This window comes from Leptospira sanjuanensis, from assembly GCF_022267325.1.
Lineage (GTDB): Bacteria > Spirochaetota > Leptospiria > Leptospirales > Leptospiraceae > Leptospira > Leptospira sanjuanensis.
This window is the reverse complement of the sequence record NZ_JAIZBG010000002.1, coordinates 352,994-369,838: the sequence shown is the minus strand read 5'-3', so window position 1 is coordinate 369,838 and position 16,845 is coordinate 352,994. Positions and strand designations below refer to the sequence as shown.

23 protein-coding genes and 2 pseudogenes are annotated in these 16,845 nt (G+C 37.0%); 21 read left to right on the top strand and 4 right to left on the bottom strand.

From position 1 onward, the window contains the following. Positions 1-75 precede the first annotated feature (75 nt). From LFX25_RS19925 to LFX25_RS19875, 11 genes and pseudogenes are all read left to right on the top strand, one after another. Positions 76-372, top strand: coding sequence for a nucleotidyltransferase family protein (locus tag LFX25_RS19925; RefSeq protein ID WP_238731930.1), 297 nt, complete (start codon positions 76-78; stop codon positions 370-372). Further along, positions 362-712 (top strand): HepT-like ribonuclease domain-containing protein, encoded by a 351-nt coding sequence (locus tag LFX25_RS19920; protein WP_238731929.1) that lies wholly within the window; start codon positions 362-364, stop codon positions 710-712. Before LFX25_RS19925 ends, LFX25_RS19920 begins: the two co-directional genes overlap by 11 nt. A 318-nt stretch (positions 713-1,030) precedes the next feature. Further along, positions 1,031-1,291: a type II toxin-antitoxin system RelB/DinJ family antitoxin gene (locus LFX25_RS19915; RefSeq protein WP_238731950.1), complete on the top strand. Its 261-nt coding sequence runs from the start codon at positions 1,031-1,033 to the stop codon at positions 1,289-1,291. After that, a complete protein-coding gene (locus LFX25_RS19910) occupies positions 1,288-1,560 on the top strand; it encodes a type II toxin-antitoxin system YafQ family toxin (protein ID WP_238731949.1) in 273 nt (90 codons plus the stop codon). Before LFX25_RS19915 ends, LFX25_RS19910 begins: the two co-directional genes overlap by 4 nt. Before the next feature lie 232 nt (positions 1,561-1,792). Then, positions 1,793-2,632, top strand: a complete 840-nt coding sequence (locus tag LFX25_RS19905; RefSeq protein ID WP_238731907.1) for a hypothetical protein — start codon at positions 1,793-1,795, stop codon at positions 2,630-2,632. A 240-nt stretch (positions 2,633-2,872) separates the two neighbouring features. Continuing rightward, on the top strand, positions 2,873-3,316 hold the full coding sequence (locus LFX25_RS19900) for a DUF6998 domain-containing protein (RefSeq protein ID WP_238731976.1): 444 nt from the start codon (positions 2,873-2,875) through the stop codon (positions 3,314-3,316). A gap of 1 nt (position 3,317) precedes the next feature. Continuing rightward, a complete protein-coding gene (locus tag LFX25_RS19895; protein WP_238731975.1) occupies positions 3,318-3,731 on the top strand; it encodes a DUF6680 family protein in 414 nt (137 codons plus the stop codon). Positions 3,732-4,029: 298 nt separating this feature from the next. Then, a pseudogene (locus tag LFX25_RS19890) lies at positions 4,030-4,414 on the top strand (type II toxin-antitoxin system RelE/ParE family toxin). Continuing rightward, on the top strand, positions 4,411-4,692 hold the full coding sequence (locus LFX25_RS19885) for a helix-turn-helix domain-containing protein (protein WP_238731968.1): 282 nt from the start codon (positions 4,411-4,413) through the stop codon (positions 4,690-4,692). Before LFX25_RS19890 ends, LFX25_RS19885 begins: the two are co-directional and overlap by 4 nt. A gap of 272 nt (positions 4,693-4,964) precedes the next feature. Continuing rightward, positions 4,965-5,930: a hypothetical protein gene (locus tag LFX25_RS19880; RefSeq protein ID WP_238731974.1), complete on the top strand. Its 966-nt coding sequence runs from the start codon at positions 4,965-4,967 to the stop codon at positions 5,928-5,930. 12 nt (positions 5,931-5,942) lie between these two features. Next, positions 5,943-7,901 (top strand): AAA family ATPase, encoded by a 1,959-nt coding sequence (locus LFX25_RS19875; RefSeq protein WP_238731973.1) that lies wholly within the window; start codon positions 5,943-5,945, stop codon positions 7,899-7,901. A 249-nt stretch (positions 7,902-8,150) separates the two neighbouring features. Here the strand turns inward: LFX25_RS19875 and tnpC are convergent, their stop codons facing one another. The 4 genes from tnpC to LFX25_RS19855 are packed head-to-tail and all read right to left on the bottom strand — an operon-like array spanning position 8,151 to position 10,666. Beyond that, positions 8,151-9,728 (bottom strand): IS66 family transposase, encoded by a 1,578-nt coding sequence (gene tnpC / locus LFX25_RS19870; protein WP_118966396.1) that lies wholly within the window; start codon positions 9,726-9,728, stop codon positions 8,151-8,153. Positions 9,729-9,771: 43 nt separating this feature from the next. Then, positions 9,772-10,119, bottom strand: coding sequence for an IS66 family insertion sequence element accessory protein TnpB (gene tnpB, locus LFX25_RS19865; protein ID WP_118966397.1), 348 nt, complete (start codon positions 10,117-10,119; stop codon positions 9,772-9,774). Beyond that, positions 10,110-10,397 (bottom strand): IS66 family insertion sequence element accessory protein TnpA, encoded by a 288-nt coding sequence (tnpA, locus tag LFX25_RS19860; protein WP_118966454.1) that lies wholly within the window; start codon positions 10,395-10,397, stop codon positions 10,110-10,112. Before tnpA ends, tnpB begins: the two co-directional genes overlap by 10 nt. A 47-nt stretch (positions 10,398-10,444) precedes the next feature. Continuing rightward, positions 10,445-10,666: a helix-turn-helix transcriptional regulator gene (locus LFX25_RS19855; RefSeq protein ID WP_238732086.1), complete on the bottom strand. Its 222-nt coding sequence runs from the start codon at positions 10,664-10,666 to the stop codon at positions 10,445-10,447. Positions 10,667-10,762: 96 nt separating this feature from the next. Here LFX25_RS19855 and LFX25_RS19850 point away from each other — a divergent pair, with 96 nt between their 5' ends. The 10 genes and pseudogenes from LFX25_RS19850 (at position 10,763) to LFX25_RS19805 (ending at position 16,739) form a co-directional block, all read left to right on the top strand. Further along, a complete protein-coding gene (locus LFX25_RS19850; protein WP_238731972.1) occupies positions 10,763-10,981 on the top strand; it encodes a helix-turn-helix domain-containing protein in 219 nt (72 codons plus the stop codon). 279 nt (positions 10,982-11,260) lie between these two features. Further along, complete coding sequence (locus LFX25_RS19845; RefSeq protein WP_238731971.1) at positions 11,261-12,022, top strand: hypothetical protein; 762 nt, start codon at positions 11,261-11,263, stop codon at positions 12,020-12,022. Between the two features lie 252 nt (positions 12,023-12,274). Further along, positions 12,275-12,568 carry a nucleotidyltransferase family protein gene (locus LFX25_RS19840; RefSeq protein WP_238731970.1) on the top strand — a complete coding sequence of 98 codons (294 nt, stop codon included), beginning with the start codon at positions 12,275-12,277 and terminating at the stop codon, positions 12,566-12,568. Further along, positions 12,558-12,899, top strand: coding sequence for a HepT-like ribonuclease domain-containing protein (locus LFX25_RS19835; protein WP_238731969.1), 342 nt, complete (start codon positions 12,558-12,560; stop codon positions 12,897-12,899). The genes LFX25_RS19840 and LFX25_RS19835 overlap by 11 nt, the downstream gene beginning before the upstream one ends. A 297-nt stretch (positions 12,900-13,196) precedes the next feature. Continuing rightward, positions 13,197-13,581, top strand: a pseudogene (locus LFX25_RS19830) (type II toxin-antitoxin system RelE/ParE family toxin). Next, positions 13,578-13,859 (top strand): helix-turn-helix domain-containing protein, encoded by a 282-nt coding sequence (locus tag LFX25_RS19825; RefSeq protein WP_238731968.1) that lies wholly within the window; start codon positions 13,578-13,580, stop codon positions 13,857-13,859. Before LFX25_RS19830 ends, LFX25_RS19825 begins: the two are co-directional and overlap by 4 nt. 334 nt (positions 13,860-14,193) lie before the next feature. Further along, positions 14,194-14,493 carry a BrnT family toxin gene (locus tag LFX25_RS19820; RefSeq protein WP_238731967.1) on the top strand — a complete coding sequence of 100 codons (300 nt, stop codon included), beginning with the start codon at positions 14,194-14,196 and terminating at the stop codon, positions 14,491-14,493. Continuing rightward, on the top strand, positions 14,480-14,752 hold the full coding sequence (locus LFX25_RS19815) for a BrnA antitoxin family protein (protein WP_238731966.1): 273 nt from the start codon (positions 14,480-14,482) through the stop codon (positions 14,750-14,752). The genes LFX25_RS19820 and LFX25_RS19815 overlap by 14 nt, the downstream gene beginning before the upstream one ends. A gap of 210 nt (positions 14,753-14,962) precedes the next feature. Next, complete coding sequence (locus LFX25_RS19810) at positions 14,963-15,778, top strand: hypothetical protein (RefSeq protein ID WP_238731965.1); 816 nt, start codon at positions 14,963-14,965, stop codon at positions 15,776-15,778. 232 nt (positions 15,779-16,010) lie between these two features. After that, complete coding sequence (locus tag LFX25_RS19805; protein WP_238731964.1) at positions 16,011-16,739, top strand: esterase/lipase family protein; 729 nt, start codon at positions 16,011-16,013, stop codon at positions 16,737-16,739. Positions 16,740-16,845: the final 106 nt, after the last annotated feature.

Below are 16,845 nucleotides of genomic sequence, written 5' to 3'. Positions count from 1 at the left end.
GAAATTGCCGGATCTAAATAATCTTGACATTTATTAAGCGAGAAAAGAAAATTACTGAACAAATCATTAGTAAGTATGAATTCCGGCGAAGTTAAAGATATATTAGTCGAACATAAGCAAGAACTCCTAAATTTAGGAGTTCAAAAACTTTTGCTTTTTGGTTCCGTTGCGAGAAATGAAAATCATGAAGGTAGTGACGTAGATATTCTTGTTCAATTCCATTCTGGTAAGAAAAACTTTGATAGCTTTATGGATCTTTCCTTCCGATTGGAAGATCTTTTAAATACTCACGTTGATCTATTAACTGAAGAGTCTCTTACTAAAGATTTACGAGATTTTATACTTTCTGAGGCAATTCTTATTGAAATCTGATTTAGGTTATATAAATCACATTAAAGAAGAGATTATTTTCTTACAGATTGAATCGAAAAAATTAAATCGTGATCAGTTCGTTTCTGATGATTTAATGAAAAGAGCTTTCGTTAGAAGCATTGAGATAATAGGCGAGGCTTCTAATAAACTATCAGATTCATTCAAGAAAAAATATTCCGATGTGGAATGGAAAAAGCTGTCGGCTACCCGGAATCGCTTAATTCATGGTTACTTTGTAGTGGATTATGATATTGTTTGGGATTTGGTAATAACTAAAATTCCCAATCTAGAAATTCAAATTAATTTAATTATATCAAAAGAAAAAACTCTTTTTGATTAACTAAAAATCACAACGTCGCTTAACTTCGTCTCCTCGCTTCGTTCGCGACTCACGGTCCCCGCTCGCGCTCACTACGGCCTCCGGCACATTGCTTTGTCACATCGGTTCGCGCGCCGTTCGCTAAGGCTCACTCGAACCTTGTGCCAACCGCGTCGCGCATAAGCGCTTGCGGACGCAACGTCGAGGAGACTCTTTCGTTAAGCGAACATGCCGCGATTTATCAGATAATTAAAATCATTTTGTTTGAGTATTTTTAAGGCAAAGTAATGATTGACAATGTATCTCAATTGGGGAACAATTAAATTAAAGGTAATTGTCATGGCAAAAACAGCAATGATTCGGGCGAGAGTTGAAGGGAATTTAAAAAAGGACGTAGAAAACATACTCGACCATTTAGGTATTTCTGCTTCAGAAGCTATCAATATTTTTTATCATCAAATTAAACTTAGTAAAGGTTTACCATTTCCAGTTAAACTACCAAATAAAGTAACGCAAAAGACTTTTGAAGCCACTGATAAAAAGAAAGGAATAAAGTCTTTTAAATCTAAAGAGGAATTATTCACGAAGCTGGGAATATGAAATTTAATCCTAGCTTTACAACTCAATTCAATAAAGATATTAAGTTACAGAAAAAGCGCAAAAAGGACTTAGGCAAACTTAAAGAAATCATGTCGCTACTGATTGATGGGATTTCACTAAGTTCAAAGCATAAAGATCATAAGTTAACTGGGAATTATAAGAATCGACGTGAATGTCATATTGAACCTGATTGGCTTTTGATCTACAAGTTAGAAGGCAATTTAATCATATTTGAAAGAACTGGAACACATTCGGATTTATTCGATTAATTTTATCTTAACGATGCGGCACGTCGCTTAACTTCGTCTCCTCGCTTCGTTCGGGATCGCTCATGCGACCCTCACTGCGGGCTAAAGCCACATTGCTTTGTCACTTCGGTTCGCGGGACGCTCGCTAAGGCTCGCTCGAACCTCGTGCCAACCCTTCGCGCAAATGCGCTTCAGGGACGCAACGTCGAGGAGACTCTTTCGTTAGGCGGCATAATCTCTAAACGAGCTTGATATGAAGAATTACCTAAGATATTTGGAAATAATTAGAAAAATAGCAAACGTTTCTGTAGCAAGTTTGTTTCTGATTCTTTCATTTTATTCGGCAATTACCGCTCTTGCAGAAATTGAATCGCGATCCAATGCAATTAAGTCTCTGGAAAAGAAAATTAAATTGTTAGAGGAACAGATTCGAGAGTCTCAATTTACTACTTCTGAGTATGAAGTTAAGCAAGAGCTGAATGTAAGTAAAAGGCAGTTGAATACAATTCAAGACCTAAGTATTACAGGCTCTCCATATTATTCAATTAAGCATATTATGGCTATGACGGCGGAAGAAAGAAAAAGCTATGAGGTTACTAAAAGCTTAGAAGACACTTTGAATTATTTAGATGAATATTCTAAGCAGCATTCTGGAGTGAGTTCTGAACAAGGGTTTCAAGAGTTTAAAATGCAAGTAGAATCGAAGTTACTCGAATCGAAATCGGCGACTATCAAAGTTAAAGCAATATCGATAAATCCGATAGAAACATTCTCATATCAAGCGTTGCTTTCTGCTTTAATGATATCATCTGCTATCGTAGGCACTTTTATACATAGTTTTCGTAAGCAGCAAAGTATTAACTTATCAAATGCGGTTCTCGGCTTCTTAACAGGATTTGCTGCATATATTGCGATTATTGGTGGTAAGGCAATACTGTTTTTGAATTCTTCATTTGATCCCGGATTTTTCAATCCTTATAGCTTAGCATTTTTATCACTAATAGCGGGGCTTTCATCTGATAAGTTTTTTGCTTTAATAATCAATACAGGTGAAAAGAAAATGGAAGCTTCTAATGATTTGAGAAAGGATTAGGTTAGAAGTAAGAAAACGAGATTACGCCGTCTAACTGCGATTTCTCGCGGCGCTTCGGGATTGCTAAGGCAACCCTCGCTTGGCCTTCGGCACATTTGCTTTGTCCCTCGGCTTGCAGGCCGCGACTAAGGTCGCTCAAGCCTCGCGCCAATTCTTCCGCGCGTTTTAGACGCGCTCCAGAACCGCAAACGTCGAGAAACCTACGTCGTTAGACGCCATAATGCATAAGGAACTCAGTTTTTGGATAATTTACCCAATCAAATCATTGCTCTAAAAAAAATTGTCAGATCTTTACAGATCGATCATCCGGGAAAAAAATTTACTTTAGATGGCATACTTATAGGGAGTATTGGAGAAGTTTATGCAGAATATAAATATGGACTAACACCTTTGAAAAGTGGGACTAAAACGCATGATTGCCAAAAAGGTAATAAATTAGTTCAAGTTAAGACAACTCAAAGGAAATCAATAGTAATTGCGCATAAACCAAAGCACTTGATTGTGCTTAAATTGGAAGACAATGGAGAATTTCATGAGATTTATAATGGGAAAGGTGTTAGAGTTTGGGATCTGATTAAAAACCGAAAAATTCCAAAGTATGGATATTATTCAATTTCGATTAACCAGCTAAGTAAAATAATGCTTCAAGTCCCACTTAAAGAAAAAATAAAGGAAGTTAAGTGATATGATAGATTTTTCTGAAAAGACATTTTATATTTTTTTTACTTTATTTAGCTCTTTGATTTCGGGTTTAATCGGCGTTTTGATTTCAAATTATTATTTTCGAAGATTAGAAACTCGAAAATTGAAATTAGATGTTTTGCGAAATATTGTGAAGTTTCGTTTTTTCCTCCTATCTTCCGGATCTATTACAAATGATAATAAAGAATTTTTTGCAGCATTAAATGAAGTATTTATTATTTTTCACGATTCAAAAGAAATTCTAAATTGCTTAAAAAAATTGCATGATGAATTACAATTACAAGGTCGACTAATTGACAACATTATTAGCCTCATTAAGCATATGGCAAGTAATCTTGGTATTAATATAACGAAATTAAATGATAGTTTTATTGAAAGCCCGTTTGTGCCGAAATAACGAAGCATTACGGCGTCTAACTGCGGTTTCTCGCTGCGCTACGAGATCGCTTCGCGACTCTTGCTTGGCCTCCGGCACATTTGCTTTGTCACTCGGTTCGCGAGACGCGACTAAGGTCGCTCGACCCTCGTTCCAATTCTTCCGCGCGTTTAACGCGCTCCAGAACCGCAAACGTCGAGAAACCTACGTCGTTAGACGGCATCTGCTAAAAATGAATATTGCAACGTAGTTTGATATTTAAGCGAGTTTTGTTTATTTTTGGAATTGACAATACGTCATATATGATGTAATATGATTTGTGGCGAGAAAATGGAAAGCCTACTATTATTCGGAATCAGAGAACGAAGAAAGCGAGATCGAAACTTCTATCAATTCAAAAGATGAACGAAATCAAGCGAAGATATTAGCTTGGATCGATAAACTTGAAGAATTAGGTCCAAATTTACCAAGGCCTTACGCAGATATTTTAAAAGATGTAATTCATGAATTGCGAATTAAACTTTCGGGAGATCAGGTTCGTATTTTATACTTTTTTTTGTTATAAAGACTACGTTATACTAACAAATTATTTTATTAAGCGCTCTGACAAGGTTCCGAAGTCTGAAATGGATAAAGCTATAAAGAGAAGGGAAAAGTTTCTGAAGAAATATCCGGAAAAAGAAATTGGGAAGTTATTATCATGAAATCATTCAAAACACATTTAAAAACTAAAATTAAAAACGAGAAATTCAAAGAAAAGTTCCAAGAAGAAAAAGAACTTATAAATTTATCTATAGAACTACATGAGTTACGAGAAAAAAAGGGTCTATCTCAATCAGAACTTGCAAAGATGGCTCATGTAACTCAACAACAACTTTCGAAAATTGAAAACGGTGTGAATTGTAATCTTGCTACTTTTTTGAAAGTTTGTCACGCATTAGATTTAGAAGTAAAGGTTAAATCTCGCAAGAATATTGCATGAGATTAAAAGCAGACGCCGTCTAACTTCGTCTCCTCGCTTCGTTCGGAATCGCTAATGCGATCCTCACTACGGGCTAAAGCCACATTGCTTTGCCACTTCGGTTCGCGGGACGCGACTAAGGTCGCTCGAACCTCGTGCCAACCGCATCGCGCATAAGCGCTTGCGGACGCAACGTCGAGGAGACTCTTTCGTTATCTGCCATGCCGCGCCCCTTCCAATTTGAACGCCTGCCGTCCATGGCAGGTGTTATCTATTTACAATAGGAGTATAAAATGAAATTTCATATTGAAAAGAAAAAACGAGGAAATTGTTTTCCATTTGCATATAATACATTAAAACAGTTAGATGATTCTATATTTAAACATCAAGAACACAGTTTAAGACATCCTTTAGGGATATATAATACTTCTCTTTTCTCCTTATTTGAAGAATTAGAAAAAATAGTGACTGACTATCAGAATCTAATTGAAGAGAGAAAGGATGCTAAACTAAATTCCCCATTAAAGGAATCTATTATATCTTCTTTATCAAACCTGCTTCATCTGATGCAATCTCACTACGATGATTGTTATTCTATTCTAAAAACTTTTTACTCATTCACAAGAGCTTCTAAAAAGAATATATTTGCAGATAAGTGGTTAGAATCAGTTTCTTGTCCAGGCATTAAATACTTCAAAAATTCAATTCAGAAAAGTCGACAGCATGTTGCAGATTATGTAAATAAAATAAAGCATAATCAAGCAAGACTCATGGCAAGCATTTGGAAAAATAAAGATGATTTGATTTTAGGATATATACTGCATGGAAAGGGCGATGGCAATGCGATTGGTCCATATAACGAAATAAATAACGGAAGTCCTGTTTCTTTGAATAGAGAGATTTCGCTAATATTATATGAGATATACGATACCGGATATCATTTATCAGAAGCCATAAAATTAGTATTGCATAAAGAAAAAAATTATATTGTAAATGATTCATTTACTGCAATAGAGAATTCAGAAAATAAATTACAATGTGTCATTAAGACTATATCTAGCTTAAAACAGATTGTGTTGCCGTCTGAGCAAACATTGCCATTTCCTACAATTGAACATAGCGGATCACATGAAGATTTTGAAATAATTCTTGAATATCCAGGTCTGAAGAAAGCAGCTACCCCGAGTAAAATGGCAGTATCTTCAGAAATTGCTACAGGTGATGGAGTTACAACGCAATTTAAAGGGAAACTATTTTAGGAAGAACTAAATATGATTTTAAAAAAAGTTAAAATATCAGATTTTCATAGCATTCGAGATTCTAACGAATTTTCAATCGGTGATATTACTTGTCTTGTTGGTAAAAATGAAGCAGGGAAGACCGCCGTTTTAGAAGCCCTTCGTCGGTTGAATCCTGTAGAAGCTAAATTGGGAGAATTTAGCATTACTGATGATTATCCGCGTAGAGATGTAGAAGACTATCGTCAATCTGTTCAAAATGGAAAAAAGAGTCATGTGACAGTCGTCGATGCAATCTTTGAATTAGAAGATTCAGACATCTCCGAATTAACTAAAGTTTTTGGAAAAAATTGTATTATAACAAAGGAGCTTAAACTTTCAAAAGGATATAGTAACGTACGCACATTTGTCTTTGAGATTGATATAAAAAAATCTTTAGAGTTTCTATGCTCTGGGATTGAATTGCTTCCAGATTTTAAGGAAAAAATTATTAATAGTGAAGACGCAGAGGATGTGTTATCTTTAATATCAAGTGTTGAAAAGACGGAAGCTGTTGCAAAGCTTGAAAAGAAAGTTGCGGCAATGAAGGAAGGTTTTTCACATTACGCATACAATCAATTGTTGAGACCAAGGGTTCCTCAGTTCTTATACTTTGATGAATATCATCAAATGCGCGGTCGAGATAATATAGAGCAATTGAAACATAGACTTGAAACGAATACCTTGCAAAGCCCAGATTATCCACTGATAGGTCTTGTGAACTTATCTCGACTCAAACTTGATGAACTTCTGAATCCGGGAAGAACTCAAGAGTTGAAAAATCGATTAGAAGGGGCAGGGAATCATCTCACTAAACAAATAGTTAAATATTGGTCTCAAAATAAGCATCTTCAAATGAGATTTGATGTTAGACCAGCGCAACCTCAAGATCCAGAGGGAATGAGATCAGGAACGAATATTTGGGCTGAAGTATATGATAGTAAGCATTGGGTAAGTACTGGTTTAGAAACAAGATCACGAGGGTTTGTTTGGTTTTTTTCTTTTCTTGCGTGGTATTCAGATTTAAAGCAAAAAGACAGTCCGCTTATATTGTTATTAGATGAACCAGGGTTATTCCTCCATGCAAAAGCGCAAGAGGACTTATTAAACTATTTTGAGTCTGAATTGAAGGATAAGCATCAACTGATCTATTCTACTCACTCTCCATTTATGGTTAACCCAAAGCAATTCGATAGAATCCGCATTGTTCAAGATAATTCTATTACCTCAGATGAAGATCTTCCTATAAGTCAAGATGGAACAAAGATTATTTCAGATGTTCTAGAGGCAAGTGGAGATAGTTTATTCCCGTTACAAGGAGCTTTAGGGTATGAACTTAGCCAAACTTTATTTGTTGGACCGAATAGCTTAGTCGTTGAAGGCGTTTCAGATCTTTTATTTATTCAAGGAATAAGTATAATTTTAGAATTGAAAAAAAAGAATGGCTTAGATCAGCGTTGGGTTATTACTCCTGTAGGCGGTGCTGATAAAATTCCGACTTTTGTTGCACTTTTAGGAGCGCAGAAAGATCTTAATATAGCTGTCTTAATGGATTATCAGAAGAAAGATCAGCAAACAATTGAAAATCTATATAAAAGAAAGTTATTAAAACAAAAACAGGTTGTAACATTTGTAGACTTTGTTAGTGCAACAGAGGCTGATATTGAAGATATGTTTGACCCAGGTTTTTATATTCGGTTGGTGAATGAAGAATTTGCTACTGAACTTCAACTTCCGATTGTGTTGGAAGAACTAAATGGCGCTTTACCAAGAATTACTGCAAAGCTAGAAGAATACTTTAAACAAAAGCCACTGAAAAATGGCGTCAGCTTTAATCATTACCGACCAGCACGATATTTTCTTGAAAATGTATCAAAATTTAATGATGAGCTTGATATGAATACTATTGAAAGATTTAGTAAATGCTTAAATGTTCTCAATAGTCTTTTGTAGTCTTCTGGGTTTATCCTGGTTCATACGAACCAGATTCACCCCGAACGCTTCGCGATCGGGTCGCAGAATCTTGGCTTAGTTTGTTCTAATTGCCCTCGTTAAAACTGCTTCGCAGATTTTACTCGGGCTCTCTTCTGCTATTTAATAACTTCATTTGTCGTAAATACGGAGTAAAAGAAGAAAGGAGACTTCTTATAAATCTTCATAAACTTTAAAAACTCATCCATGTATAATCTACATTGTAACCGCCTAACGAACCACAAGCCCACCGTTTTTTGGCAGATCCTCGCAAGAAAGACTTCTCGGTATCGTTTCCCAAGACTTAAAAAGATCTCGTAAATAAGCGTAAGGATCGATACCTGAGATCTTTGCATTTTGAATTAACGAATAGAATCCCGCGCTCGCAGTTGCCCCTTGTGGACAACCGGAGAAGAGCCAGTTTTTTCTACCGATCACAAAAGGACGAATGTCGTTCTCAACGAGATTCGTATCTAATTGCAATTCCGGATGATCCAAAAAGAGAAGCAGTTTTTCCCACTGGCCAGAAAGATAAGAGAGCGCTTTTCCCATAGAAGATTTGGGAGCAACTTCGACGATCCGTTTGTTCATCCAAGAACGAATCTCATCAACGATAGGCTTAGATTCGGATTGCCTGAGTTTCAGATGTTCTTCAGAACTTAAACTTTCTACCTTAGCTTTTGACTCGATTGTATAAAGCTTACCGATTTTCTTTACGATCCATTCTGCTTGCACATTCTTAGAATCGATTTTTAGAATTTCGAAAAATCTCCTCCTCGCATGATTCCAACATCCCGCGTGAAGAATCTTAGATTTAACTTTCAACAAAGAATCGTAAGATTCAAAACCGTCCGTTTGGATGATTCCTTCAAATCCCTGGATCCATTCTTCTAAAAACTTAGCGCTCCGACTCGGCTCATAATGATAGAGAACAACGGGCTTTTCTCTGATGAACCCTCGGATCACCCACATATACGATTTGGATGTATTCAACTTTCCTTCTTCGTTTAACACTTGAAGAATCGTCTCATCGATCTGCAAATACTTCGATTTGAAAAGTTCCCTTCTCACATCCTCGATCATCGGAGAAAGTTTTTCAAAAACTTGAATTGCGGTATTGGAAAGGGTGCTCCTTGAAATATCCACTCCCGATCTCTGGAGAATCCCGGCTTGTCTGTAAAACGGAAGAGCATCCGCAAACTTTTGAGTAAGCGTGTGAGCTAAGAATCCGGAAGAAAGCATACTCTTCTCAGCGATCTGATGGGGAACCGGCGCGATTCTTACGACAGGTAGAGTTTCATCAGAAGTTCCTTCACAATGCTTACACGCATACTTAGGGCGAATATGAACTTCGACTTGTATTTTAGCCGGGATAATATCTAACTTCTCGGACTTGTCTTCTCCGATACGAGTAAGCTCGTGACCACAAGAACAGGTTTTATCAATTTCAGGAATATCATGTAGGATTTCGATTCTTGGAAAGTAGTCCGGGAAAGGTTTTCTTCCCGTCTTCTTTCTTGTATGGCTTTTAACAGGACTAAAAAGACTTTCTTCTTCGGGTTCAGGAGAATCTTCTTGCAAGGAGCTTTCTATTTCGTTAAAAAGAAATCCTTGATCTTTTTCGATCTGACTCCATTTCTCAGTCTTTCTCCCGAAAAGCTGGATCTTCAATCTCTCGATCTGATCCAAATGTTCGGATTCTTTCTGTTTTTGGAGTCGTAATTCTTCCTGATATTTATTATTCTCTAATATAATGATTCTTTTTAGTTCTTCTACATCATCAGGAAGAGAGTTTAGATCCAAAGACATTCGGATTCAGTCTTAATACTTTCTTTTCTTGAGTCAAACATTTTCAACTGACATTCTTGTATTTTAGTTTCTTGTGCTCTTTGAAAAAATCGATCCCATTCAATAGCCAATGAAACCTTTCAACGGGTATTTTATGCACTTCCTCCTCTGAGTTCGGCCACGGGAATTTACTCTCTTCCAGTCTCTTCTGCCAAAGGCAAAACCCGCTCTTATCCCAGTAGAGCATCTTCAGTTTATCTTTCTTGCGATTGCAGAAGAGAAAGACGCTCGCCGAATACGGATCTTTTTTCATCTTTCCTTCTACGATTACAGAGAGCGTATTGATCGATTTCCTTAAATCCGTCGCCCCAGGTCGAAGATACACTTTTCTGTTTCCGGGATTTAACTCCATCGTCCTAAACTAAACTGAACGTTTACTTGGAGCGATGCCTTCCCCGACGTATCTATCTTTAGGGTCAAAAATTCGGCTTCTACCAATGACTGAGAATTTGTCGAGGAAGGAGGAATTTCTACAAAGTCGTTCTTCTCTGAATGCTTAGAACGTCTCTCCCAATGATATCGAAACGTCGTGTATTTGAGGTGTCTTTCTTTACAATACTGAGGCTGGGAAAGTCCACTCTTTGAAAAGTCATCAAACTCTTTGGGCCAATCTATTTTCGTTTTTTTCATCAAAGACAGTTTACAACATTTATACGATTAGAAAAAGGTGCGGTTGTTTAGGCGCTTACTCTACATTTCCCTGATTCTATCTTTGAAACCTGACTTCTGCTCCTTTTAATCATCTTTGCAACCTGCGCTTGGGTAAGATTAGCTTCTAGTCTCGCGATTTTTAGCTGATGATAGAATGCTTTCCTTTCTTCCTCGGAAATTCTTCTTATGATCTCCGATTTAGGCCATTTTCGGACAATACTTTGAGACTTGTTTTTAGATTTTCCCATCATAAAGAAACCTTATTGAGCAGAGATTTGTAAAGAATACATGTCCCACGGTATACCGAGTTCACATTTTGTCAACCATGCCGCATTATACCGTGTGTGGATTTCGAAGAATTTTTAATAAAAGTCGGAAAGAATATTCAGAGAATACGAAAGGAAAAGGGACTTACCCAGGAAAATATGGATGAAGGTGATTACGCCGTTCCGGTAAGAACTTTACAAGATATTGAAGCGGGCAGGGCTAATTTTACTGCTAACTCAATTTTCAAGCTTTCTAAACGATTAAAGGTTAAGCCCAAAGATCTTTTAGATATTTAAACAATGCTATATTAAATCTTAAACAGCAATTTTATTGGCGTTCCCTAACCGGCTCAGCCTTCCATGGCTTCGCTCGGTTAGACATTCGGGGCGCGGCACAGCAGATAACTAAAAATTGTCGCGGCGCTGCGGGATTGCTTCGCAACCCTTGCTTGGGCTTCGCCAAATTCCGCTTTGTCACTCGTCTTGCAAAGCAAGCCTCGCGCCAAGTCCTTCGGACGCGCGGAACTTCGACAATCATGCGTCGTTATACGCCATCGCAAAAACCTTTTTTAAGTTATGAAAAAATTCGGAAAATTCATTAGGCAAAAAATCAAATTTAAAGAAAAAAAGTATGATGGCAGCTTTGCTTCTTTGATTCATTGCACCGGAATTCCAATCTTCAAAAAGGAAAAACTTAGATACGAATTGCATGGCAGTGGTTTCATTATACACCAAAAAGAAAAATCAAAATTAGTCACTGCAAGGCATGTTTTCGAAGGGAAGGGAACAGAATTTTATGTTTCACATAAAGAAGAGTTTATTCCAATAGAAGGGGATGCACATTTTCCTTATTTTTCGTACGACGTAGAAGGTAAAATTTCAGGACAGTTTAAACCTGATTTTTGTATTATTACATTAACTAAATTATTTATGAAGAAAAATGCAGATAATATAATCGGCTTTGATGAAAGTTTTATATACCAGCACAGAAGCTTCGGTGCTGGTATATTTATTATCGCTGGCTTTCTTACATCGAAAACTGAATTTATCGTAAATAGCAAATTTCTTTACGTTAGGGCCTTTAGCCACGAACTTACTCCAATATTAACAGAAACTGGTAAAATCATGTTTGCATTACCTTGGAAAACTGAGGAAGGCGATTTACAACCGGAACTGAACGGCTTGAGTGGAGCACCTATTTTTTATATTCCAACTCATGAAAATCGTTTATATATTATAGGCATTGGAAAAGAATATGAAGTCAATAGATCCAAAGGGATTATTGATATTTCTATTGAGCCATTTATAATTGATTATTTACATTGCGACGGCGTATAACTACGGCTCCTCGCTTCGTTCGGGATCGCTGATGCGACCCTCACTACGGTCTTCGACACATTGCTTTGTCACTTCGGTTCGCGGGACGCGACTAAGGTCGCTCGAACCTCGTGCCAACCGCATCGCGCAAAAGCGCTTGCGGCCGCAACGTCGAGGAGACTCTTTCGTTAGGCGCCAGTCCCGCAAATCGTAAAGTTCAATGAGAAAATTCCTCGACAAGACGAAGTCGAATTAGCAAATTTATTAATAGTTATGGATCGGGAACAAGTTTTAGAAAATATTCGAAAGCATATTGAAACTATTCAATCATTTGGAATAGATTCAATCGGTTTATTCGGATCTGTGGCAAGAAACGAAAATTCGCAAAATAGTGATTTAGACATTCTTGTAAATTATCGAGATGGCAAACTTAATTTGGATTCTTATATGGATCTGAAGTTTTTTCTAGAAAGTTTATTTCAATGCAAGGTAGATTTAGTTACGAAATCTAGCATCAAGCCGTATCTAAAGGAACGTATTTTAGAAGAAGTTATCTATGCAGCGTGATTTTGGTGCCTATTTACAAGATATACTTGATAGCATAAACGAAATCGAGAAATTTACTTCTGGAATTGATTCAAAATCTAAGCTTGTCAGTAATTTAGAAAAGAAAAGAGCCGTTGAACGGGATATAGAAATTATTGGTGAAGCAGTAAAGAAACTCCCTGAGAGTTTACGGAATTTACGTCCTGAAATCGAATGGAAGAAAATTGCTGGAGTCCGAGATATTCTTGCTCATGGATATTTTTCTGTCGATGATGATATAATTTGGGATATTGTTACTAATCGTTTATCATCTTTAAAAATTGCCTGTGTCGACTTATTAAAGAAAAACTAAATAATTGCGGGACCAGCGCCTAACTTCGTCTCCTCGCTTCGTTCGGGATCGCTCATGCGACCCTCACTCCGGCCTCCGGCACATTGCTTTGTCACTTCGGTTCGCGAGCCAGCGCTAAGGCGCCTCGAACCTTGTGCCAACCGCGTCGCGCCAATGCGCTTGCGGCCGCAACGTCGAGGAGACTCTTTCGTTAGACGGCATCTGCTAAAAATGAATATTGCAACGTAGTTTGATATTTAAGCGAGTTTTGTTTATTTTTGGAATTGACAATACGTCATATATGATGTAATATGATTTGTGGCGAGAAAATGGAAAGCCTACTATTATTCGGAATCAGAGAACGAAGAAAGCGAGATCGAAACTTCTATCAATTCAAAAGATGAACGAAATCAAGCGAAGATATTAGCTTGGATCGATAAACTTGAAGAATTAGGTCCAAATTTACCAAGGCCTTACGCAGATATTTTAAAAGATGTAATTCATGAATTGCGAATTAAACTTTCGGGAGATCAGGTTCGTATTTTATACTTTTTTTTGTTATAAAGACTACGTTATACTAACAAATTATTTTATTAAGCGCTCTGACAAGGTTCCGAAGTCTGAAATGGATAAAGCTATAAAGAGAAGGGAAAAGTTTCTGAAGAAATATCCGGAAAAAGAAATTGGGAAGTTATTATCATGAAATCATTCAAAACACATTTAAAAACTAAAATTAAAAACGAGAAATTCAAAGAAAAGTTCCAAGAAGAAAAAGAACTTATAAATTTATCTATAGAACTACATGAGTTACGAGAAAAAAAGGGTCTATCTCAATCAGAACTTGCAAAGATGGCTCATGTAACTCAACAACAACTTTCAAAAATTGAAAACGGTGTGAATTGTAATCTTGCTACTTTTTTGAAAGTTTGTCATGCATTAGATTTAGAAGTAAAGGTTAAATCTCGCAAGAATATTGCATGAGATTAAAAGCAGACGCCGTCTAACTTCGTCTCCTCGCTCCGTTCGGAATCGCTAATGCGATCCTCACTCCGGGCTAAAGCCACATTGCTTTGCCACTTCGGTTCGTGAGACGGCGCTAAGGCGCCTCGAACCTCGTGTCAACCGCGTCGCGCACAAGCGCTTGCGGCCGCAACGTCGAGGAGACTCTTTCGTTAGTTGCAATAGTGGCAAAAATAAATTTGAAAGCAGCGTTTGATTTTAAAATCTCTATAAAAGAAATTGGAAGAAAAACGGAGAGTATGTGATTAATTTTGCTTGAAACTCACTTTCTTTCGTATATTTTAGGAATATACAAATGGAATTACCGGATTTAAGCCAAATTACAGGTTTTGACTGGGATTTAGGTAATATTGAAAAGAACTGGAAAAAGCACAAAGTAAAGCCAGGTGAAATAGAAGAAATCTTTTTTAACGATCCTTTACTTGTAATACCGGATGATTACCATTCAGGAATAGAAGATCGATATATCGTTTTAGGGATTACGAATTCAGGGAGAAAGTTGTTCGCTGTAATAACGATTCGTAAAGATAAGATCCGTCCTATCTCAGTTCGTGAAATGACACCTCGGGAAAGAAAAGTCTATGAAAACTCGTAAAAAAATATCGTCTTTAAAAACAGAGAGTGCAGAAATTGATTTTTGGTCAAAGAATGATTCTACTGACTATATCGATTATTCGAAGGCAAAAAAAGTATCTTTTCCGAATTTAAAGCCTACAACAAAAATGATTTCACTTAGATTGCCTGAAGCACTAATTGATAGATTGAAAGTTATGGCGAACAAGAAAGACATTCCGTATCAATCTTTAATAAAACTTTTGCTTTCAGATAAAGTAGAGGAAGAGCTTAAAAGATAGGGTAGGTAGCTAAAGCCACTACTGCAACTAACTTCGTCTCCTCGCTTCGTTCGGGATCGCTAATGCGACCCTCACTCCGGGCTAAAGCCACATTGCTTTGCCACTTCGGTTCGCGAGCCGTTCGCTAAGGCTCACTCGAACCTCGTGCCAAGTCCGCGCGCTTAAAGCGCTTGGACACGCAACGTCGAGGAGACTCTTTCGTTAGGCGAAATGCAGAAAGAAACTATATTAAGAGGAAAAATGAAAAATATAACGATACATTTTTATTATACATCAGGGATTTTGCTTACGATTATAATTATTTTGTTAACAATTCAACTATCAACGGATTCAAATACGGTGAATTATATTAGCTTTGGAGCTACTTTAACTTCTTTGTTTTTAGGCTTAATTGCTATTTTTTATTCTATCGTCTCCAATAGTACTCTTACTAATAGTTTACAATTATTGTCTAATGCTTCATTGAATATGTCATCTGCTTCCACGACTATTGAATCTAACGCTTCGCATTTGAAAGAAGTAATCAATCAAATTCCGACAATTGTAGGAAAAGTTGAGGCCAAGGTTGACCAGTCGAATTTATTGTTACAGAATATCAGTCAGAAAAACGATAACAAGGATTTGGAAGTTACATCAAAGGGCGAGAATACAACTTCCACGAAAAAGGTTGAAATCAATGAAGCCTTATCTAAGCAGATACTTTCGGCATCATCTACGTACGGATTATTCAGTATTTATATTTGTTATAAATCATTTACGACTAAGAAAGCATTTGATTTGAAAGAATTGTTAAAATTAGGGAAGCATGAAAGCCTCTATCTATATTTTTTTGGTTATACTGTAGCAATGGGGTCAATTGGAGTATTGCAGACCGCAATAAATGATACAATCTTTAACACTTATCAAATGGAAAAGCATACAGTGGATTTAATAGAAAAGGCTTTGGATCAGAAAATAAAACAAGGGGCTGAAGCGGAGCGGTTATTTCAATCTTTAAAGGAAGCCATTGATAAATATTTTAAATAGATTTCTGCACTTCGCCTAACTTCGGCTTCTCGCGGCGCATCGGGATTGCTTTGCAACCCTCGCTTGGCCTTCGGCACATTTGCTTTGTCACTCGGCTTGTGATCGTTCGCTAAGGCTCACTCAAGCCTCGCGCCAATTCTTCCGCGCGTTTAGCGCGCTCCAGAAACGCAAACGTCGAGAAGCCTCTTTCGTTATGCGACAATGCCTAAAAAGCACTTATTATAAAAATACCATGACAAGAAATTATTTGATTATCCTCTTTCTTAGTTTATCAATTCCTCTGTTTGCTCAAAAGTTTGAGAAAGCAAAGAATGGAAAATCATTTGATTGCGTTATACTTATTCATGGGTTTTTAAGATCTTCAAAACAGCTTAAAAATATGGGGGATTATTTGACTGATAATAATCTTTTGGTTTTTTACGTGGATTATCCTTCGAGGAGTAATACTATACAAGAAGTATCTAAATCTTATTTATCCCCTATAGTTCAAAATAATTGTATTTCTAAGTTTAATAAAATTCATTTCGTTACTCATTCCGCAGGCGGAATCGTTCTGAGGCACTTTCTTAAAGAGAATAAAATCAAAAGGCTTGGTCGAGTTGTAATGTTGGCTCCACCAAATAAGGGAAGCGAGATCGCTGATTTTCTATCGGGCTATAATTTTGTTAATACCTTGCTTGGTCCGATATTGATGCAACTAAAAACAGATAACTCGAGTTTTGTTAATAACATAGGAACACCGAATTTTGAACTTGGAATTATTATGGGAGATTCGAGCAATGATCCAATTTCTTCAATGATTATTCCTGGCGACGATGATGGTAAAGTTTCGATTGAAAATAGTAAATTGAATTCTATGAAAGAATTTCTACTCGTTGATCGAACCCACACTTTTATTATGGATGGCGTGGAAGTCCAGAAAGCAACGTTGCAATTTATTAAGACTGGAACATTCAAATAGTTGCTTTAATTAATATTAGGCATCATCGCATAACTTCGTCTCCTCGCTTCGTTCGGGATCGCTCATGCGACCCTCACTCCGGGCTAAAGCCACATTGCTTTGCCAC